This is a genomic window from Micromonospora sp. NPDC048986 (assembly GCF_040649335.1).
In the GTDB taxonomy this organism is placed as follows: domain Bacteria; phylum Actinomycetota; class Actinomycetes; order Mycobacteriales; family Micromonosporaceae; genus Micromonospora; species Micromonospora alfalfae.
On sequence record NZ_JBEZFJ010000001.1, the window covers coordinates 589,650 to 608,890 of the forward strand.

Below are 19,241 nucleotides of genomic sequence, written 5' to 3' on the forward strand. Positions count from 1 at the left end.
GTAGGGCGTGGTAGCCGAGGCCGTCACTGCCTGAGCTGCTTCTCGAACCAGTGGTGGGCGTAGCGCTCGGTGTTGTACGCCTCGATCTCCCGGTAACCGGTCGCCCGGTACAGGGCGATCGCCTCGGTGAGGTTGCGGTTGGTGTCCAGCCGGACTGCTGCCGCTCCGCTCTCGGCGGCGTACCGTTCCAGCTCACCCAGCAGCCGCCGCCCGACGCCGAGCCCGCGTACGGTGTCGGCCACCCACACGCGTTTGATCTCGGCGGGCGCGTCGGGGTGGAGTTTGACAGCTCCGCAGCCGATCGGTTCGCCGTTCAGGGTGGCGAGCAGGAGCACCCCGTTGGGCGGGACGAGCGCGTCGTCGTGGACCGGGCTGCTCAGGGCGGGGTCGAAGCCGTCGTCGAATCGTCGAGCGATGTCGCGGGCGTAGGCCCGCAGGCACGCGCGGGCTCGCCTGTCACTCGGCGGGCACGGCTCGATGACGACCATTGAGCCGACGAGCAGCCGTTCGACATCGGCCATGGCGGTGACGAGTCGTTCGCGACCGTGTTCGGTGAGTGGTTCGAGGATCGAGGCGGCGAGATCGTCCGACCGCTGGTCGAGGTCGGCCCACTGGGTCCGGCCGGCGTCGGTGAGGGTGGCGACGCGGACGCGGCCGTCGCCGCCGGTCTGGTCGGCCGGTCCGACGGCGATGAGGCCGTCGTTCTCCAGGGCGCGCAGCAGCCGGCTGAGGTGTCCGGAGTCCAGGCCGAGCCGGGCCCGTAGCGCGGCAACCTCGGCACCGGCGGGGCCGATCTCCCAGAGCAGCCGAGCCTGCCCCAGCGGACGCCCCTGGGCCATGTACTCGTCGTCGAGCGCACCCACCCGTTGGGTGACAGTCCGGTTGAACCGCCGCACGGCGGCGATGAGAGCCGAGTCCATATACCTGACTTTAGTCAGGCTTATTGCCTACGCACCAGATCGGTGGCGGTAGGAACCGATGCCGGCGTGGTCCAGGACGACCACCGCGAGCGCCACCCCGGTGGCGACCGCGCTGACCACTAACAGCGGCAACCGCAGCACGGCCGCCGCACCGGCCAGCACGAACAGGGCGGCGACCCGGGGCCAGGAGAGTCGCCGGTGGATCGCCGCCGAGAAGAGGATCCGCCCGACGAGGAACAGCGTCGGGCCGCTCAGGATGACCACGACGGCTGTCGTGTCACCGGTCCGCAGGGGGTGGGCGATGCTCAACTCGGCGCCGACGGCGGTGACCACCAGCCCGGCGATCATCACCAGGTGCAGGTAACCGGTGATCACGCCGAGCCGGGCCGGGTCGGCGCGCTCGATGGCCGGGCCGAGGCGCTGGCCGGCGGGCGTGACATAGAGCAGACCGATCAGCACGGCGATGCTGAAGACCAGTAGAAACGCGACAGTCTGTGGGAAGTGGAGGTCGGTGCCGGCGTACGACAGGCCGGCGACCAGAACGAGTTCGCCGAGCGCAATGATCATGATCTGCTGGTACCGCTCGGCGAAATGCTCACCGGCGAGGTGCAGCTCCTCCCGTCTGGTCCGGCCCATCCCCGGCGTGGGCCAGCCGAGCCGGGGACCGGTGAGGTCGAGGGCGAGGGCGAGCAGCCACAGCGGCACCCGCCACTGCGGCAGCAACCCGCCGGCGAGCCACGGTACGGCCGAGACGCTGAACCAGCACAGGATCCGCAGCGTCCGGATCTGCCGCGGATGACCGCGCAGCCCGACGGCGGTGACCACGCCCCGGGCGATGTGCACCGAGACGTACGCGCCGGCGAAGAGCAGCCCCCGCCCGTCCAACGCCTGCGGGATCGCCACCCCGGCCAGCAGGGCGCCCAGCGCGGCACCCACCAGCAGCCACCGCACCGCCGGGCTCTCCGGGTCGTACCAGTCGGCGAACCAGGTGGTGGGCACCCAGATCCACCAGACCCCGGTCAACAGCAGGGCGGTGTGCAGAGCGCCGACAATGCTGAGGTCGTGCAGCAGGTGGGCGGCCAACTGACTGAGCGCGAGCACGAACGCCAGATCGAAGAACAGCTCCAGGAACGAGGCGCTCAACGGCGAGTCGCCGCCCCGCAGCAGCCGTTCGGGTCTGCTCGCCATCGGCGCTCCTCCCGCTGGCGCACGCCCTGCGTCCGTCGTACCACCCGAATCCGTCCACCGGAGGCGAAAGCGCTGTCAGCGGCGGACCGCGGCGACGACCCGCTGACCCCTCGTGTCGTTGATCCGGCTGCGCCCATGGTCACCACTGGCCACGGTGGGGGCACCGACTCAACGAGGAGGGACGCCGATGACCGCTCAGCGCGAGACAGTGCAGGTCGACCACGACCTGTTCCGCGCCGTGTACGACTCGCCCGCATCACTGCCCGGCCGACACCGTTGGACCACCCCCGAGTCGGACGTCCGGCGGCTGGAGAAACTGCTCGGCATGCCGGCGCGCAGCATCGGCGCGCCGCTCTGGGTCAGCGGCGACGAACCCGACTGCCCGAAGTGCCGTCGGCGGATCACCTGGTACGACATCGTCTCGTCGGCGCTCTCCGGCCTGCACGACAAGGCCATGATCGCCACGGTCATCCTGGGCGAGCGCAAATACGTCAACACCGAGATTCCGGATGCCATCGCCGGGGTGCGCTGCTCCGACTGTCACACAGCCATCGACGGTCTGCGCAGCTTCAAGTGCCACAACTGGGCGTACGCCTTCGAGGCGCTGGAGGCCGTCCGCGAGCGGATGAGCGGCGGTCCCGCCCCGACCTGAGCCAACACCGCGCTGACCTGGGACGAACCCGAAGCTGCGGCCGGCCCCTGAGCAGGTCGGGGCGGCTCAGCCGGCTGAGCGGCGGCTGGGGCGGCGGCCGGGCGGGGAGGGCGGCTCCGGGCCGGGGTCGGGCACCGGCGGCATCGGCCGGGTGACCGGTTCGGCACCGGTGAGCCGCAGCGACTCGCCGTGGTGCCACAGCTCGACCTCGGCATCCGCGGCGGCGTCGGGCAGCTCGTAGCGGGCCTCGACCGGAGTCAACGTGACCCGCAACCGGTGCCCGCGCCAGCGCAGGCTGAACGCCAGCCGGTCGATCCGGCGGGGCAGCCGCGGGTCGAAGGAGAGCACCTCCCGGTCGTCGCGCAGCCCACCGAAGCCCTGCACCAGCGCCAGCCACGCGCCGGCCAGCGAGGCCAGGTGCAGCCCGTCGGCGGTCTTGTCGCCCAGGTCGGCCAGGTCCTGAAGGACCGACTCGGCGAACAGGTCGTACGCCAGGTCCAGGTGCCCGACCTCGGCGGCCAGCACGGCCTGCGGGGCCGCCGACAGCGACGAGTCGCGGACCGTCCGGGCCTGGTAGTAGGCCAGGTTGTGGGCCTTCTCGTCGGCGGTGAACTCACCGGGGCGGAGCTGCATGGCCAGCACCAGATCGGCCTGCTTCACCACCTGCTTGCGGTACAGCTCCAGGTACGGGAAGTGCAGCAGCAGCGGGTAGTCGTCGTCGCCGGTGTTCGCGAAGTCCCACTCGGGCTGTTCGGTGAAGCCGGCGGCCTGCTGGTGCACCCCGCGCTCACTGTCGTAGGGGATGGCCATCGCGTTGGCGGCAGCCCGCCAGCCCGCCACCTCGTCACGGTCCACGCCGAGCCGGCCGGCCAGCTCGGGATGTCCCTCGGCGGCGTCCGCCGCGCCGCGCAGATTGCGCTTCGCCATCAGGTTGGTGAACACGTTGTCGTCGACCAGCGCGGCGTACTCGTCCGGGCCGGTCACCCCGTGCAGGTGGAAGTCGCCCTCGTCCGACCAGTGGCCGAAGCCGTGCCAGAGCCGGGCGGTCTCCACCAGCAGTTCCAGACCCGCCTCGGTCAGGAACCGCTGGTCGTCGGTGGCGGCCAGGTAACGCAACACCGCGTCGGCGATGTCGGCGTTGACGTGCAGCGCCGCGGTGCCCGCCGGCCAGTAGCCGGAGCATTCCCGGCCACCGATGGTGCGCCACGGGAAGGTCGCGCCACTCAACCGCAGCTCGGCCGCCCGCTCCCGCGCCTCGGGCAGGTGGGCGTGCCGCCACCTCAACGCGGAGCGGGCCACCGCCGGGGCCAGGTAGGTGAGTACCGGAAGGACGTAACTCTCGGTGTCCCAGAGGACGTGCCCGTCGTAGCCGTTGCCGGTCAACCCCTTGGCCGAGATGCTCCGGTCGGAGTCCGGACGACCGGCCTGGATCAGGTGGAACATCGCGAACCGAACTGCCTGCTGAAGCTCCGGATCGCCGTCGAGCCGCACGTCGGCGACCTGCCACGCCGCGTCCAGTGCGGCGCGCTGGTCGCTGAGCAGGGCGTCGAAGCCGTCCGCGCGCGCCGCCTCCGCCTCGGCGGCGACCAGGGCCGCCAACTCGTCGGCGGGCGTCGCGTCGAGAGCCGCCCACTCGTAGGCGGCGAACTTCGTCAGCCGCAACCGCTCCCCCGGGTGCAGGCGACCCGCCACAGTCAGCCGTGCCCGGTCGGGCGTGCAGTCGCCGCTGGTCGTCAGAATGCCCGGGCCCTCCAGCAGGTGACTGACCGCGACAGCGACGCGCTGGCCGCTGCGCTCGGTGCGGTGCACCAGCACGCCGTCGAGGCCTGTCGCACGGTACGTCTCGGCGGTCAGCGGGTCGGTGGGCACCGAGGCGGCCCGAGGGTCGTCCGAACGCTGCGGCACCTTCTCGTTGGCCAGCAGGTCCGAGCAGACCCGCAGCTCGACGGCGGTGTCCAACGGCTCGACCTCGTAGCGGACGGCGGCCACCGGGCGACGCGGCAGGGACACCAACCGGGTGCTGCGGATGCGGACGCCCCGCCCGGCCGGTGAGATCCACTCGGTCTCCCGGCGTAGCACGCCGGTACGCAGGTCGAGCACCCGTTCATGACTGCGCAGCGTCCCGGTCCGGAGATCCAGCGGCTCGTCGTCGACCCAGAGCCGGATCAGTGCGGCGTTCGGTGCGCTGATGACCGTGTCGCTGGCCTGCGGAAACGCGTACCCCTCCTCGGGATAGCTCAGCTCGCGCCGCTCGTGGAAGCCACTGACGTAGCTGCCCGGCATCCCGCACGGGGCACCCTCGTCGAGCACCCCACGCCAGCCGATCCACCCGTTGCCCAACGCGAAGATCGACTCGGTCTCGCCGAGTCGGTCCACGTCGGCTGCGGTGCGCCGGATCCGCCAGGTCTCGTCATCGGCAGCGGGGGCGCTGGACCGCTGTTGATCGGTGGCCGAACCGGTCTGCACTGGGCCTCCTGTCGATGTCCACGTAGTGCGACAGCCAACCAGAGCCCGCTGTGCGAATCCTGGACGAAGGTCTGGCAGACCACCCGACCTTCGACAGCAGCGATGCCCTCTGGCGCGTTCCTAGGGTGTCCCCAAGGTGAACAGGGTATGAACGTGAAGTGAGGTGATGCATGGTCGACAACGGCAGCATTGACGTTCCGGAGCTCAGCGCCGAGTGGTACAGCGACGTCGTCGACGCCGCCGCCGGCAGCCCAGAGCCGGTGCAGTGGTTCGTCGGACACGCCACCGAGGGGGTGATCCTGCTACTCGGCGCGCTGCTGGTGATGGCCGCGCTGAGCCGCCGGTCCGGCGGCCCGCACGACCGGGCACTCGCCCTGATCGCGCCGGTGCCGACCCTTCTGGCGTACGTGGGCAGCGAGTTCCTCAAGACCGTGGTGGACCAGGACCGCCCCTGCCGGACCATCGGTAGGGAGATCATCGCGGGCGTCTGCCCACCGCCGGGCGACTGGTCGTTTCCCAGCAACCACGCCACCATCGCCGGGGCGCTGGCGGTCACCACGTTGCTGCTCTCCCGCCGACTCGGCCTGGTCGCGCTCCCCCTGGCCGCGCTCGCCGCCTTCTCCCGGGTCTTCGTGGGCGTGCACTACCCGCACGACGTGATCGCTGGTGTGCTGTTCGGCGCCCTGGTCGCCGTGGTGCTCACCCCGTTGCTGGCCCGCCCGACCAGCGAGGTGCTCCGCCGCCGGGCCAACCGTCCCGACGGCCCGGTCCCTAAACTGGCCAGCCGCTCCCGCCCCTGATCGGCAGCGCGACCTGGAGTGAGAGAGCGCCCCCTCGCCACGCCGATCTTGCACTTTCGGTTGTCGATATGAGCGGAACGCGCCTTACGCCGGGACAGAAAATGCAAGATCGCGGGGGCGGGGCGGGGCGGGGTCAGGGCGTTAGCAGGAGGGCGGCCGTCGTGCCGAGCAGCAGGAACGGGCCGAACGGCAGGTGGGTGCTCCAGTTCGCGCGGCGGGTGGCCAGCAGGCCCAGACTCACCAGGGCGGAGAGCCCGAAGGTGAGCACCAGCCCGAACAGCAGCACCGGCCAGCCGTACCAGCCGAGCAGCGCGCCGACGCTGAGCGCCAGCTTGGCGTCGCCCAACCCGAAGCCTCGGCGGCCGAGCAGCACCGCGGTGCTGGCGAAGAAGAACGCCAGCCCGGCGCCGCCGATGACTGCTCGCAGCCAGTGCCCCGGGTCGGCGTCGAGCGCGGCCACGCCGAGCAGCAGCCAGGTCCCGGCCGCCGCGGGCACTGTGAGCCGGTCCGGCAACCGGTGCACGGCCAGGTCGACGACGATCGCCGGGATGGTCCAGCCCAGCCACCAGATCAGCGCCGGCAGCGCCCCGCCCGGCGGCCCGGCGAGCGCCAGCAGCACCGCCGCCGCGAGCACCACCAGTTCGACGGTGGCCGGCGGTGGGCCGACCCGGGCGCCGCACCGACCGCACCGGGCTGCCGGGCCGAGCGCCGGCCAGGGGTGGGTCAGGCCGACCGGCGCGCCGCAGGCGTCGCAGCCGCGCCGGCTGGGCAGACCCGGGGGTACGGCGTAACGCAGCGCGGCCAACCGCATCAGCGGGCTGACCGCGAGGATCGCGAACACTGTCGAGAGCCGGGTGCGTGCTGCCGGGCTCCGATCGGGTGGGTCCTCCCGACCGGGGATGGCCTCCGGGGGGCCGGTCAGCGCCATGTCGCCTCCATCGCGGCCAACTGGTCCCCCGCGATGACGAACACGGATCGTGATTGAACGCTCGCAGTGGTGTAGCGGATGGCGCGGAAAGCGACGTGCCGACCGGAGCCTGCGAGCCTGCTTCCAGCCCTTTCCGAGTGAGGCGTGCCGATGGGCGAGGCGGCCCGCCGACAGTGAGCCGACGCCGGTCGAATGCCGGGATGAGACCGCGATGTCCCACTCCCGCGACCGGTGCGGCGACTCCGGTCAACCCATTCGGCCCGGCGGCACCCGACAGATAACGACAGTTCGCTCACCCATTGCCCGGGGCACAGTGCGGACACCCGCCACCACCACCTGTCATCACGCTGAGTGTTCGCTTGAATTGCCTCTGTTGCATCGGCGAGCGTCAGCCTATGCTCGCCCCTTGGGTGTGACGCAAGCCTCACCTTCACCACCGGACGACACAGGAACCCCAATTTGTAAAAGATCCGTAACGGTGAATGCAGAAGCGCAATGAACGGCTCCGGATGTGCTGATCCGGGCGCGCTTCCGCATGCCCGACGGCGGTGAACCGTCACCGCCCCGGGCGACCACGAGGAGGCTCGACGGTGCGCGGACGGCAGCTCAGAAGAGCGGCGATCTGCCTGCTGGTGGGCGTGGCGGCGATGCCGGTCACCGCCTGCGCCAGCGGACGGGAGGCTGTCGAACGGCCGACGGAAGTCCGCGACAACGGACCCCGGACCGATTCCGACGTCGACCGGCGCGCTGCCGAAAAGGCGGCGCTTGACGCGTACTCCGGGTATCTCGCGGCCTCGCGCACGGCGGGCCTGCGCAGTGATCCGCGTTCGCCGGAACTGTCCCGGTTCCTTGGTGATCCACTTTTGACTCGGGTCCGGGTGTCCATTCGCGAAGCCAAGGAGCACGGCGCCATGCGTACCGGGACGATCAAGTCCGACCCGACCATTACCGCCGTCAGCCTGGACGCGAAGCCGGCCACGGTGGAGATCCAGGACTGCCTGGACACGACCGGCTACCGGCTGGTCTACGCCAAGGACAAACGCTCGGTCCCGGGCAGCGGTGGCGGCAGACACCTCTCCACCGCCACCGCCACCCGCTATCCCGACGGCCGCTGGCTGATCAACTACGGCGCGACGCACCGGGACCAGCCGTGCTGAGCGGGGCCGCGACGATCCGACGGGCGCTCGCCGGGCTCGGCCTCACGCTCCTGCTGGTAGTCGGTGCGGCCCCGCTCGCCACCGCCGCCCTACGGGCCGACCCGGGGGCGGGCTGCCCACCCGACCAACCCGACTGCAGCGTCTGGGACGACGAGCCCGGCAATCCCGGTGATCCCGGGGGCGGTGGGGACAACGGTGGGGGCGGAGACGACGGCGGCGGTGGCGGCGGCGGCGGCTGCCAGTGGAACGGGCGGACCATCCCCTGCTACGACGAGGACCTGGGCTGGTTCAACAACGGCGACGGGTGCTACTACAAGCTGACCGAGGGGACGGTCGAGCCGCCCGAGGGCGAGCAGTGGTACCTGCAAACCTGCAACGGCGGCGACCTGGGTACGCAGGTGATGGTGACGCTGGCCGATCCGCCGGCCGGCTTCGGCGCACCACCGGACCCGGAGGAGCTGGCCCGTCGCGCCCTGGCGAAGATCAGCCTGCTGCCGGCCCGGCTGAAGGTCGCGCCGCGCAAGGACATCGGCCCCGGCCTGGTCGGCCTGCCCGTGTGGATGTGGGCAACCGCAGGAAAGAATTACTTCGGCCCGCTGTACGCCGACGAGTCCGACAGAGGCTTGACCGTCTACATCGAAGCGAAGGTCGACCGGATCGTCTGGGACATGGGCAACGGCGAGAAGGTCACCTGCCACGGCGCCGGCACCGAGTACAAGGCCACTGGCACGCGGGCGGGTGCCACCTCGCCGGACTGCGGCTACGACGAGGGCTACCAGAAGGCAGACACCTACGACGTCACCGCCACCACGCACTGGACGGTGAGCTGGTGGACCAACAGCGACGCCACCAGGCGGGTGATCCCGCAGACCCGGAGAAGCGGCATCGTGCAGATCAGGATCAACGAACTTCAGGTGGTCACCAGATGAGCCTCGCGACGCGCAACGGGACCCCGTCGGTGGACGCACCCGTCAACCCACCCACAGTCGTCCGCCAGCGCCGGGTCCGTCCCGGGTTGCTCGGTCTCGCCGTCCTCCTGATCGCGCTGGGCGGGCTGGGCGCGGCCTTCGCGGTCACCTCGGTACGGGCCACCGGCAGCTACCTGGCGGTGGCCCGACCGGTGGAGGTCGGCCGGGAGATCAGCGCAGCTGACCTGGTCACAGTGCAGGTCGCTGGCGGCCAGGGGTTGCGCCCGGTGCCCGCCGCGCGACTCGACGAGGTGGTCGGCAAACGAGCCGCCGTCGCGCTGCTTCCGGGCACGCTGCTCACCCTGGGACAGGTCACCGACGACCCGCTGCTCGGCCCCGGCCAGCAGCAGATCGCGCTCGGCCTGAAGACCGCCCAGGTGCCGGCCCGCGAGCTGCACCCCGGTGACAAGGTTCTGCTGGTCAGCACTCCGGACAATGACGCCGACGAAGACAAGGCCGCCGCCGGCACCCGGTTCACGGCCACCGTCATCGACATGGTCAGCCCGGCCAACGACGACAAGGTCCTGTACCTGGCGCTGCTCACCCGTGACGTGCCGGCGGTGGTGGCGCTCGCCGCACAGCAACGGCTCGCCGTCGTCCTGACCGAGGCGGCCTGAGCATGGCGATCATCGCGCTGGTGTCCGCGAAGGGTTCGCCCGGCGTCACCACCTCGGCGCTGGCCTGCGCGCTGGCCTGGCACCGGCGGCTGGTGGTCGCCGAATGTGACCCGGCCGGCGGCTCGATCCTCGCCGGATATCTCGGCGGCCAACTCGACGGTCCACGCGGCATCGGAGAGCTGGCCGTCGGGGAGTTGCGCGACGGCAACCTGGAAACCGCGTTCTGGTCCCAGTTGGTCGACCTGGACGCACCCCGCCGGGAACGGCTGCTGCTGCCCGGCCTCGTCGACCCGGCCCAGAGCGGCAGCGTCACCCCGCTCTGGCAGCGCTTCGCCGACTACTTCGACGCCCTCGACCGCGGCACCCCCGGCTACGACGTCCTAGTCGACTGTGGTCGGCTGCACGTGACCGGGCCTCCGTGGCCGGTGCTGCGGGCCGCCTCGGTGGTGCTGTTGGTGACCCGGGCGAACCTGCCGGACCTCTCCGGCACCCGCGCGGTGGTCACCGCGATCGAACGGGACTTCGCCGAACACCGGGTGCCCCCGGGCACCCTGCGGCTGCTGCTGGTCGGCGACGGGCACGGGCGGGCCGAGATCAGCCGCGCCCTGAAACTGCCGGTCATCGCACGGCTGCCGCACGATCCGCGTACCGCAGGGGTGCTCGCCCTGGGCGGAACCGTGCGGGCCGGTCGGCCGCTGATGCGCGCGGCGGCCGCGCTGGAGGTCCCGATCGGGGCGCTGCTGGAACGGCGACGGGCCCGGTTGGCGTGGCCCGTGCAGCAGGGGGTGCCGGATGCGGTTTGAGCCGGTCTCCACCGACCCGCGTCAGCAGCCACCGGCAGTGACCTCCACCGCGCCGCCCCTGACCGTCCCGAACGGCCGGCACCACCAGTCCGGGCCGCAGCCCACGCCCGCGGCTACCCCGCTGCCGGAGTCGCCGCCCCGGGCCCGGATGGACTTCCAGGTCGTCCGGGAACTGCGCCGGGAACTCACCGAACGGCTCACCCTCTGGCAGCGCGGCCGGGAGTTCACTGTCGACGAGGAGGACACCGAGCGGGCCCGACTCGCCGTCACTGTGGTCGCCGCGTACGCGGACTCGGTGCGCCGGGCCGGCACGCCGATGGCCGCCGGCGACGAACGCCTGCTGCTCGACCAGGTGACCGCCGAGCTGGTCGGGCTCGGCCGGCTACAGACGCTGCTCGTCGACGACACCATCGAGGAGGTGCACATCCTCGGCTGCGACCAGGTGCGCATCACCCGGCACGGCGGTGGGGTGGACTGGGCCGAGCCGATCGCCGACAGCGACGCCGAGCTGGTGGAGATCCTCCAGGCCGCGGCCCGTCGGGCCGGCGCTACCGAGCGGTCCCTCTCCACTGTGAAGCCCACCCTCGACCTGCAACTGCCCGACGGCAGCCGGCTGGCCGCCGTGTTCCTGGTCAGCCACCGCCCGTACGCGGTGATCCGCAAGCACAACACACTGGATGTGAGCCTCGACGACCTGGCGGGCGCCCGGGGCGACCTGGACGAGATGATCGACCCGCTGTTGCGCGACTTCCTGCGCGCGGCGATGCGCGCCGGTCTGAACATCATGGTCGCCGGGTTGGCCGGCGCCGGGAAGACCACCGTCATCCGGGCGCTGATGAACGAGATCCCGCAGGATGAGCCGTACGTGCTGCTGGAGGAGAGTCGGGAGCTGCTCCCGGCCCGCCGTCGGGAGCGGCACCGGGCGGTGATGAGCTTCGAGGCGCGGGAGGGTCACGGCGAGCGCGGCTTCGACGGCCGCCCAGCCGGCGAGGTGACCATCGCCGACCTGATCCCGCTGTCGCTGCGGATGGGCGTCCTGCGGATCATCGTGGGCGAGGTGCGGTCCCGGGAGATCGTGCCGATGCTCCAGGCGATGACCACCAGCCGGGGGTCGATGTGCACCATCCACGCCCGTACCGCCGCCGGCGTGGGTGAACGGATCGTCGAGCTGGCCCTGGCGCACGGCCGCGAGATGACAGTCGACCAGGCCCGTCGGATGGCCGGCAACGCGCTCGACCTGATCGTCTACGTCACCATCGAGGACGAGACCGCGATCGGCGGGCGGAAACACCGGTTCGTGTCGCACGTGGAGGAGGTGATCGGGGCCGGCGAAGCCGGTCGGATCACCACCACCACTGTCTTCGGGCCGGGCCCGGACGGTCGTGCGGTCCCCCGGCACCTGCCGGAGCGGGTCCGCGACCAGTTGCTGCGGGTGGGTTACGACGCGCGGCTGCTGACCCGCTGGGTCGAGGCAGGTGCCGGTGCCTGGCGGCGGCCTCGGCAGACCCGACTGGCCCGGCGGTGACCTGATGCTCGACAGCCTGGAGTTGATCGCTGTGGTCTCCGGCGCCGCCTGTGTGGCCGGGTTGCTGCTGGCAGTGGTCGCCCTGGTCGGCACCCGCCGACCCCCGGGCCCGCAGCCGGGCAGCGGGCCGGGGCTGAGCCGACTGTGGCGCGGGCCGGGCAGCACTCCGGCCGAGCAGCGCGGTTATCAGGCGCTGCTGGTCGCCGCGCTGGTCGCCGGCGCGTTGGCGTTCCTGCTGACCGGGCTGCCGGTGGTGGGCCTGCTGGTGGCGGTGGCGGTGCCCGGCACCCCGTGGCTGTTCGGGGTGGGCAAGGCCGAACAGCGGGCGATCGCCCGGATCGAGGCCGTTGGCGAGTGGACCCGCCGACTCAAGGACGTCTCCGGCACCGGGCAGGGCCTCCAACAGTCGATCATCGGGACCATCGGCAGCGTGCCACCCGGCGTCGAGGACGAGGTACGGCTGCTCGCCGCCCGCCTCCAGGCCGGCTGGATGGCCCGCTCCGCACTGCTGGCGTTCGCCGACGAGATCGCCGACCCGGTCTGCGACCAGGTGGTCGCGGCGCTGATCCTGCACCTGTCGGACCGGGGTGAGCGGCTGGGTGACGTGCTCGGTTCGATCGCCGGCGCGGCGTCAGCGGAGGTGGCGACCCGTCGGGAGATCGAGGCCAAGCGCACCCAGCCCCGGTTCGCTGTCCGCTTCCTCACCGGGATGACGCTGGCGACCCTGGCGTACGGGCTGATCAACACCGAGTACATCAGGCCGTACGGCACCCCGGTGGGTCAGCTGGTGATGGCCGCCCTCGGCGCCGCCTTCATCGGCCTGCTGGCCTGGGTGCGGTCGATGAGCCAGCCGCAACGGCCGGCCCGGTTCCTGCCGGCGCCCAACCCGAGCGAGGTGATCGCGTGAGCGCGGGCAGCGCAGCGCAGCGGAGCCCGGCGGCCGCACGCGAAAGGCGGCTCGCATGATCGTGAACTGGCAGTTCGCCCTCGCTGTCTGCGGTGGCGCCGGGATTGGTCTGGGTGTGTTCCTGGTGGTCCGGGAGCTGGTGCCGGCGACACCGGCGCTCGGCCCGGCGCTGCGTCGACTGCATCAGCCGCCGGGCACCGGCCGGGTGTCCACGCCCGCATCCCGGCGGCTCGACTGGCTGACCGGCATGTCCCGCTGGATGCGGCCGCCGCAGATGCAGCTCGCCCTGATCGGCCAGACCTCCGAGCAGTACGCGCTGTCGGTGCTGCTCTCCGCACTGATCGGGTTGGCCACACCGACAGTGCTCGGGGTGATGCTGTGGCTGCTCGGCGTCCCATTCCCGCTGGTCGTGCCGGTGCTGGGCAGCCTCGGCCTGGCGCTGCTGGCCGGCCTGCTGGCACACCGCGCCGTGCTGACCAGGGCCAACGCCGCCCGCGACGAGTTCCGCCAGGCCGTCTGCACGTACCTCGACCTGGTGGCGTTGCAGCTCTCGGCCGCGCACGGGCCGGTGCAGTCGCTGGAGCGGGCGGCGGCGGTCTGCGACGGTTGGGTGTTCGACCGACTCCAGGAGTCGCTGCGCATCGCCCAGATGCAGATGCACGCGCCCTGGGACGAACTGCGCGACCTCGCCGACAAGATCGGCATTCCCGAGTTGGGCGACGTCGGCGCGATCATGCGCTCCTCCGGCAGCGAGGGCGCGCAGGTGCACGAGACGCTGCGCAGCCGGGCCGACTCGCTGCGCGACCAGATCCGCACCGACAACCTGGCCCGCGCCGAGGGGATCACCAGCAAGCTCGACATCCCGGGCGCGTTGCTCGTCTTCGTGCTGCTCGGGTTCGTCCTCTATCCGTTCATCGCCCGTGTCTGACCCGACCCCTTGAAGGAGAACGTCATGTCCATCCTCAGCTACCTGCACGTCGTGGTGACGACGCGCCTGGCCGAGCTTCGCCGCGACGGCGAGCGCGGTGACAGCCCGGTGCCCACCGCGGTGATAATCGCCGGCCTGGTCGCCGTCGCCATGGCCGTCACCGCCCTGGCCCTGACCAAGGCCAGGGGCTGGATGAACGGTATCCCGGGATACACGGTCCCGGAGTAGCCGAGATGCGTCGAGCCGCGTACCCGAGATGGAGCCGAGCGGTCACGGCCGCTCGGCACCGCCTCGCGGCCGGCGACCGCGAGCGGGGCGCCAACCCGGTGGAACTCGCCGTGATGATGCCGCTGATCCTGGTGCTGCTCTTCGCCTCGATCCAGGTCGCGGCGGTCTTCCTCGCCCGCTCCACGGCGTTGAACGCCGCGCAGAGTGGCGTCAACGCGCAGCGGACGTACCAGGCGCGCGGCGGCGTCGGGGTGGACAGCGCCTCCCGCTTCCTGAGGGCCGCCGACGGTTGGCTGGTGGGCTGGGACAGGCCCGGCCCGACCTGCGTGACCACCACGACCGACGTGACCTGCACCGTCAGCGGCCGGTCCCTGTCGGTGGTGCCGGGCGTGGACTTCGCGATACAGCAGACCGCCCACGGGACGGTGGAGAGGGTGACACCGCCATGACCCGCACCGCCGAGCGGGGCTCGGTCTCCATCGAGGTGGCTGTCCTCGCGCCCGCGTTCATCGCACTGATGGTGCTGGCAGGTGTGGTCGGGCGCACAGCGGTTGCCGCTGAAGCGCTCGACGCGGCAGCGCACGACGCCGCCCGGGCCGCCTCGATCTCCCGGGATTCCGGCACCGCCCGGACTGAGGCGGTGGAGGCCGCCCGGGCCCAGCTGGACTGGCGCGGCCTGGCCTGCGTCAACGACCTGGACCCGGCATTCACCGGCAAGTCGCCCGACAACGCGAACAGCTTCGACATGGCCTTCAGCAGCGAGGTCGGTTCGAACGCCACTGTGACGGTGACACTGAGGTGCGTGGTGTCCTTCCGGGACATCACCCTGGACATCCTGCCCGGGATGACCAGCGAGAAGGAGATCTCGGCGCAGTTCACCTCCCCGCTTGACCGTTACCGGAGCCGGCAATGACGGCCACCACGTCGGCTGCCGGTCCCTCGCGGGCAGGTGAGCACGGCCGGGTGAGCATCTTCCTCGCGGTGACGATGGTCGGCGTACTGGCCATCATCGGTCTCTCCTTCGACGCCGCCGGTCAGCTCCGCACCCTGCAACACGCCCAGAACCTGGCCTCCGAGGCGGCCCGGGCCGGCGGTCAGGCCATCGACAGGGCCACCGCCATCGAGGGCGGACCGAAGCGGATCAACGAGCCGGAGGCGCGCGATGCGGTGGCCAACTACCTGTCCGTCGTGAACACCGCCGGCCACACAGTGAACTTCCCCGAGGTCGACGGGGAGACCCTGATCCGGGTGACCGTTTCCATCACCTACCAACGCTCGATGATCGGACCGTTCATCCAGGAGAAGGCGGTCACCGTCACCGGCGAGGCGACAGCGCGTGCCATCACCGCAACACCGTAGGAAGGAAGGCAGCCATGCCCGTATCGGGTGGGTCCGTCGTACGGCGGACCGGACGGATCCTCACCGGCATCGGCGCGCTGGCAGTGCTTCTGGGGCTGCTGGTCGGCGCGCCGATCGCGCTGCTCGCCTTCGCGGGTAACCCGCTGCCCGATCACCTCCCCACGATCAGCGAACTGGGCACCGCGCTGACCAGCCGGGACGACGGTCAGCTCTTCCTGCGGGCGTTGGCGGTGGCCGGTTGGTTCGGCTGGGCCACGTTCGCCTTCTCCGTCCTCGTCGAACTGGGCGCACAGACCCTGCGCCGGCCGGCGCCGAAGCTGCCCGGGATGGGCCGCCAGCAGAAGGCCGCCGCCGCGCTGCTCGGCTCGATCGCGCTGATCCTGGTCGCCAGCCCGGCCGCCGCCAGCGCCGCGGCGGTCTACGGAACTCCGGTGTACGCGAGTCCGAGCGCAACCACCGTCACCACGCTGGCCGCACCGACCCGAGCCGCGACGACGCCGGACACGGCCGCGCCGGTGGCCCGGGGCGGGCTGCTCGGCGTGGCCGGAACGGGACTGGCCGCACCCGGTGCCTCGGCGGCGAACGACGAGGCCGCACCGGTGTACCGGGTGGCGCGGGGCGACTACCTCGGGGAGGTGGCCGAGCGGTACCTGGACGAGTTCGGGGACTACCGACAGCTCGCCAAGCTGAACAAGCTCGACGACCCGGACCGGATCCGCCCCGGGCAACTGCTCCGACTGCCCACGGAGGCCACCGATCAGGGGGCCCGGCAGCACGCCACCGGTCGGCTCGTCGACCGCCCCGCAGCGCCCAAGCCGCCCGCGCCCCGGCCGGCGCCCGAGCGGGCCGCACCGCCGCGGGTGGCCCCGGCACCACCCGGCGGTACGGAGTCAGCGGGCCAACCACCAGCGATGACTGTCGGCGCAGCCCGGGTCGGTGCCGCCGATCGGGTGAACCGCCCGCTGGCTGTCTCTGCCGTGCTGGCCGTGGCGAGCATCGTCGGCGCCCAGATCGGCGCAGTCCTGGGGCTGCGCCGCCGTCCGGCCACCGCCGGGGCGGCGCCCCGACTGGCCGCGTCCTCCCGCACATCCCGGGGCGGCGCGGGCCGAAGCGGGAGACGCGCCGGCCGGAGCAGCGGAGGCACAGGCCGAAGCGGAGGCACTGGCCAAAACGGTGACGCGGACCAAGGCGGTGGCACGGGCCGCGGTGGCACGGGCCAAAGCGGAGACGCGGGCCACGGTGGAGGCGCGGACCACGGTGGAGGCGCGGACCACGGTGGAGGCGCGGACCACGGTGGAGGCGCGGGCCACGGTGGAGGCGCGGGCCGGCCTGGCAGTCGTGGGGCGGCCGGAAGCGGTGCCGCCTGGGCTGCCAGCCGGGCGGCTGCGGCCATCGAAGCCCCGGCGGCGCGGCAAGGCCGCGCGGCACCGAGCGAGAACGGCTTTGGGCCTCGCGGCGGCGGGATGACGCCTGCCGGCAGCGGGATCGCACCTGCCGGCAGCGGGATCGCACCTACTGGCAGTGCTGTGCCGCCTGCCGGCAGCGGAATGGCGTTCCCCGGCAGCACGGCGTTCCCCGGCAGCGGGATGGCTCTCTCCGGCGGCACGGCCCCGCACGGCGGCGGAATGGCAGCCACCGGCGCTGAGGGCTGGAGTGGTGACGAGGGCTGGGCCGGTGCTGGTGGCGAGGGCGGGCTGTTCGACGGCGGGCACGGCCTGGACTCCGTGCCCGACGGTCCGCCGGTCGGCCGACACCGACGCAGCTGAGCGGCCCACACGACCTGGTGTTCTCCGCCGTCGGCACCCAACGCCGCAGGCGCCCGGGTGAGCGCGGAGCAGGTCAGCGCGGGACAGGCCAGCGCGGGACAGGCCAGCGCGGGACAGGTCAGCGCGGGACAGGTCAGCGCTGGGCAGGCCAGCGTGAACGGGCAGCGCGAATGGGCAGCGCGGGCTGGTCAGGGCAGGCGGGTCTGGAGTACGCCGTTCTGGATCCGGGTGGGCAGGATCTGCTGGTCGTTGCCGGACGGTCCCTGCACGACCTCGCCGCCGTTGAGCCGGAAGGCGCTGCCGTGCCACGGGCAGACCACGCAGGCGTGCCCGTCGATCTCCTGTACCTCACCCTCGCCGAGAGGCCCGCTCTGGTGCGGGCAGCGCTCCAGCATCACGGTCACCTCGTCACCGTGCCGGTAGAGGATCACCGAGATGTCGTCGTCCACCTCTCGGGTGATCAGGGTGCGTTGCGGCAGCGTCGCCATGTCGGCGAGCGAGTGCCAGCCGTCGGTCATCCGGTGCAGCTCGGAAACGCTCTGGTTGACCTGCGCCCCCTGCTTGTACGCCAGGTGACCCCCGATGTACGCGCCGAGGCTCACCGTGGAGAGCCCGAGGAAGCCGAGGGCGCGACCCATTCCGTGCCGGCCGGACAGCCGGGCGGCCAACGAGCCGGCGTAGAGCGTCATGCCGACGGTGTTGGCGGCGGCGTGCACCAGGCCTACCCGGCGCTGGTCGCGGGCGAGTGCCGCCCAGTCGTTCAGACCGGCGACCGCCGCGGGCAGCGCGCTGACGGTGCCCAGACCGACCAGCACGGTGGCGGGCCGGCGCTGCCCGGGCATGAGGTCCAGCACCGCGGCGCTGATCCACGCGCCGACCGGCACCTGCACCATCGCCGGGTGCAGCGGATGCCCGAGGGTCACCCCGTGCAGCAGGTCACGCAGCCGGCGTGGACGCAGCGTCCCCAGGACGACCTTCTGCAACCGGTCACCCGCGCGGTCCAGCCGGGAGTCCTGCTCAACTTTCGTCAAAAGTGCTCGCACGCGTACCGACTTCCCGGCGATCGCCGTCCCAAACCGGTCGTCGACGACAAACCTGCCGCACCACCCACGCCGCCGATCTTGCAGTTTCTGCCCACGTAATCCGGGGCACAAGCCGCGAACCGGCAACCACAAGTGCAAGATCGACGGGGATTGTGGGGGTGGGGCCGGGCCGGCATGCTGGCGGGATGGGTGTGCGGGTGGAGCGGGTCGGGGCGGTCACCACAGTTGTGCTGGATCGGGTGGACGCGCGGAACGCCGTGGACGGTCCTACGGCACGGGCGCTGGCGGACGCGTTTCGGGCCTTCGACGCCGATCCGGATGCGGCGGTGGCCGTGCTCTGGGGCGCGGGTGGGACGTTCTGCGCCGGTGCCGATCTCAAGGCCTTCGGCACACCGAGCGGCAACCGGGTCGAGCCGGAGGGGGACGGCCCGATGGGTCCGACCCGGATGACGCTCAGCAAACCCGTGATCGCGGCGATCTCCGGGTACGCGGTGGCGGGCGGGCTCGAACTGGCGCTCTGGTGTGACCTGCGGGTCGCCGAGTCCGACGCGACACTCGGGGTGTTCTGCCGCCGCTGGGGAGTGCCGTTGATCGACGGTGGGACCGTCCGGCTGCCCCGGTTGATCGGCGAGAGCCGGGCCATGGACCTGATCCTCACCGGCCGTCCGGTGCCGGCCGACGAGGCGTACACGATGGGGTTGGTCAATCGGTTGGTGCCACCTGGCCAGGCGCGGGCCGCAGCCGAGGAGTTGGCGGCGACGATCGCCCGGCATCCACAGACCTGCCTGCGCAACGACCGGGCGGCGCTGCTGGCCGGCGCGGGACGGCCCGAGCCGGAGGCGCTGGCGACCGAGTTGGCGTACGGGATGGACTCGCTGGCCGCGGACGCGGCTGCCGGCGCGGCCCGGTTCGCCGCGGGCGAGGGCCGACACGGCACGACGCCGCCGGGAGGGTGGGACCTCCCGACGGCGTCGGCTACCGGGTGA

19 protein-coding genes and 1 pseudogene are annotated in these 19,241 nt (G+C 72.1%); 15 read left to right on the plus strand and 5 right to left on the minus strand.

All coding sequences use genetic code 11. The features are described from left to right. Nucleotides 1–23 precede the first annotated feature (23 nt). Both AB0B94_RS02725 and AB0B94_RS02730 read right to left on the minus strand, forming a co-directional pair. The gene (locus tag AB0B94_RS02725; RefSeq protein ID WP_357267638.1) at nucleotides 24–920 is read right to left on the minus strand and encodes a helix-turn-helix domain-containing GNAT family N-acetyltransferase; all 897 of its coding nucleotides are present in this window, start codon (nucleotides 918–920) and stop codon (nucleotides 24–26) included. A gap of 27 nt (nucleotides 921–947) precedes the next feature. After that, a complete protein-coding gene (locus AB0B94_RS02730; RefSeq protein WP_357267640.1) occupies nucleotides 948–2,108 on the minus strand; it encodes a low temperature requirement protein A in 1,161 nt (386 codons plus the stop codon). A gap of 187 nt (nucleotides 2,109–2,295) precedes the next feature. Between AB0B94_RS02730 and AB0B94_RS02735 the strand changes: the two genes are divergently transcribed. Next, nucleotides 2,296–2,760 (plus strand): hypothetical protein, encoded by a 465-nt coding sequence (locus AB0B94_RS02735; protein ID WP_357267642.1) that lies wholly within the window; start codon nucleotides 2,296–2,298, stop codon nucleotides 2,758–2,760. Between the two features lie 66 nt (nucleotides 2,761–2,826). Here AB0B94_RS02735 and AB0B94_RS02740 read toward each other — a convergent pair whose 3' ends face one another. Then, nucleotides 2,827–5,226, minus strand: a complete 2,400-nt coding sequence (locus tag AB0B94_RS02740; protein ID WP_357267644.1) for a glycosyl hydrolase family 65 protein — start codon at nucleotides 5,224–5,226, stop codon at nucleotides 2,827–2,829. Between the two features lie 170 nt (nucleotides 5,227–5,396). On the opposite strand from AB0B94_RS02740, the gene AB0B94_RS02745 reads away from it, so the two are divergent. Then, nucleotides 5,397–6,026 (plus strand): phosphatase PAP2 family protein, encoded by a 630-nt coding sequence (locus AB0B94_RS02745; RefSeq protein ID WP_357267646.1) that lies wholly within the window; start codon nucleotides 5,397–5,399, stop codon nucleotides 6,024–6,026. 133 nt (nucleotides 6,027–6,159) lie between these two features. On the opposite strand, the gene AB0B94_RS02750 is transcribed toward AB0B94_RS02745, so the two are convergent. After that, the gene (locus AB0B94_RS02750; RefSeq protein WP_357268402.1) at nucleotides 6,160–6,837 is read right to left on the minus strand and encodes an A24 family peptidase; all 678 of its coding nucleotides are present in this window, start codon (nucleotides 6,835–6,837) and stop codon (nucleotides 6,160–6,162) included. Between the two features lie 707 nt (nucleotides 6,838–7,544). Between AB0B94_RS02750 and AB0B94_RS02755 the strand changes: the two genes are divergently transcribed. The 12 genes and pseudogenes from AB0B94_RS02755 to AB0B94_RS02810 all read left to right on the plus strand — a co-directional run. Next, nucleotides 7,545–8,111, plus strand: a complete 567-nt coding sequence (locus AB0B94_RS02755) for a hypothetical protein (protein ID WP_238672807.1) — start codon at nucleotides 7,545–7,547, stop codon at nucleotides 8,109–8,111. A gap of 53 nt (nucleotides 8,112–8,164) precedes the next feature. Next, nucleotides 8,165–9,040 carry a hypothetical protein gene (locus AB0B94_RS02760; protein ID WP_357268404.1) on the plus strand — a complete coding sequence of 292 codons (876 nt, stop codon included), beginning with the start codon at nucleotides 8,165–8,167 and terminating at the stop codon, nucleotides 9,038–9,040. Further along, a complete protein-coding gene (locus AB0B94_RS02765) occupies nucleotides 9,037–9,696 on the plus strand; it encodes an SAF domain-containing protein (RefSeq protein WP_357267648.1) in 660 nt (219 codons plus the stop codon). Before AB0B94_RS02760 ends, AB0B94_RS02765 begins: the two co-directional genes overlap by 4 nt. Nucleotides 9,697–9,698: 2 nt before the next feature. Continuing rightward, nucleotides 9,699–10,499 (plus strand): ParA family protein, encoded by an 801-nt coding sequence (locus tag AB0B94_RS02770; RefSeq protein ID WP_112586267.1) that lies wholly within the window; start codon nucleotides 9,699–9,701, stop codon nucleotides 10,497–10,499. Beyond that, nucleotides 10,489–12,024 (plus strand): ATPase, T2SS/T4P/T4SS family, encoded by a 1,536-nt coding sequence (locus AB0B94_RS02775; RefSeq protein WP_357267651.1) that lies wholly within the window; start codon nucleotides 10,489–10,491, stop codon nucleotides 12,022–12,024. The genes AB0B94_RS02770 and AB0B94_RS02775 overlap by 11 nt, the downstream gene beginning before the upstream one ends. Before the next feature lie 4 nt (nucleotides 12,025–12,028). Then, complete coding sequence (locus AB0B94_RS02780; RefSeq protein WP_357267653.1) at nucleotides 12,029–12,931, plus strand: type II secretion system F family protein; 903 nt, start codon at nucleotides 12,029–12,031, stop codon at nucleotides 12,929–12,931. Between the two features lie 55 nt (nucleotides 12,932–12,986). Beyond that, a complete protein-coding gene (locus AB0B94_RS02785; protein WP_357267655.1) occupies nucleotides 12,987–13,859 on the plus strand; it encodes a type II secretion system F family protein in 873 nt (290 codons plus the stop codon). 24 nt (nucleotides 13,860–13,883) lie between these two features. Further along, nucleotides 13,884–14,087, plus strand: a complete 204-nt coding sequence (locus AB0B94_RS02790) for a hypothetical protein (RefSeq protein ID WP_357267657.1) — start codon at nucleotides 13,884–13,886, stop codon at nucleotides 14,085–14,087. 5 nt (nucleotides 14,088–14,092) lie between these two features. Then, nucleotides 14,093–14,536, plus strand: a complete 444-nt coding sequence (locus tag AB0B94_RS02795; RefSeq protein WP_357267659.1) for a TadE family protein — start codon at nucleotides 14,093–14,095, stop codon at nucleotides 14,534–14,536. Further along, nucleotides 14,533–15,000 carry a TadE/TadG family type IV pilus assembly protein gene (locus tag AB0B94_RS02800; RefSeq protein ID WP_357267661.1) on the plus strand — a complete coding sequence of 156 codons (468 nt, stop codon included), beginning with the start codon at nucleotides 14,533–14,535 and terminating at the stop codon, nucleotides 14,998–15,000. Before AB0B94_RS02795 ends, AB0B94_RS02800 begins: the two co-directional genes overlap by 4 nt. Beyond that, the gene (locus AB0B94_RS02805) at nucleotides 14,997–15,446 is read left to right on the plus strand and encodes a pilus assembly protein TadG-related protein (RefSeq protein ID WP_357267663.1); all 450 of its coding nucleotides are present in this window, start codon (nucleotides 14,997–14,999) and stop codon (nucleotides 15,444–15,446) included. Before AB0B94_RS02800 ends, AB0B94_RS02805 begins: the two co-directional genes overlap by 4 nt. Before the next feature lie 14 nt (nucleotides 15,447–15,460). Continuing rightward, nucleotides 15,461–16,495, plus strand: a pseudogene (locus tag AB0B94_RS02810) (LysM domain-containing protein); the annotation flags it as partial. Nucleotides 16,496–17,400: 905 nt separating this feature from the next. Here AB0B94_RS02810 and AB0B94_RS02815 read toward each other — a convergent pair. Next, nucleotides 17,401–18,255 carry a Rieske 2Fe-2S domain-containing protein gene (locus tag AB0B94_RS02815; protein ID WP_328651462.1) on the minus strand — a complete coding sequence of 285 codons (855 nt, stop codon included), beginning with the start codon at nucleotides 18,253–18,255 and terminating at the stop codon, nucleotides 17,401–17,403. Nucleotides 18,256–18,440: 185 nt separating this feature from the next. Between AB0B94_RS02815 and AB0B94_RS02820 the strand changes: the two genes are divergently transcribed. Beyond that, nucleotides 18,441–19,241: a crotonase/enoyl-CoA hydratase family protein gene (locus tag AB0B94_RS02820; RefSeq protein WP_357267665.1), complete on the plus strand. Its 801-nt coding sequence runs from the start codon at nucleotides 18,441–18,443 to the stop codon at nucleotides 19,239–19,241.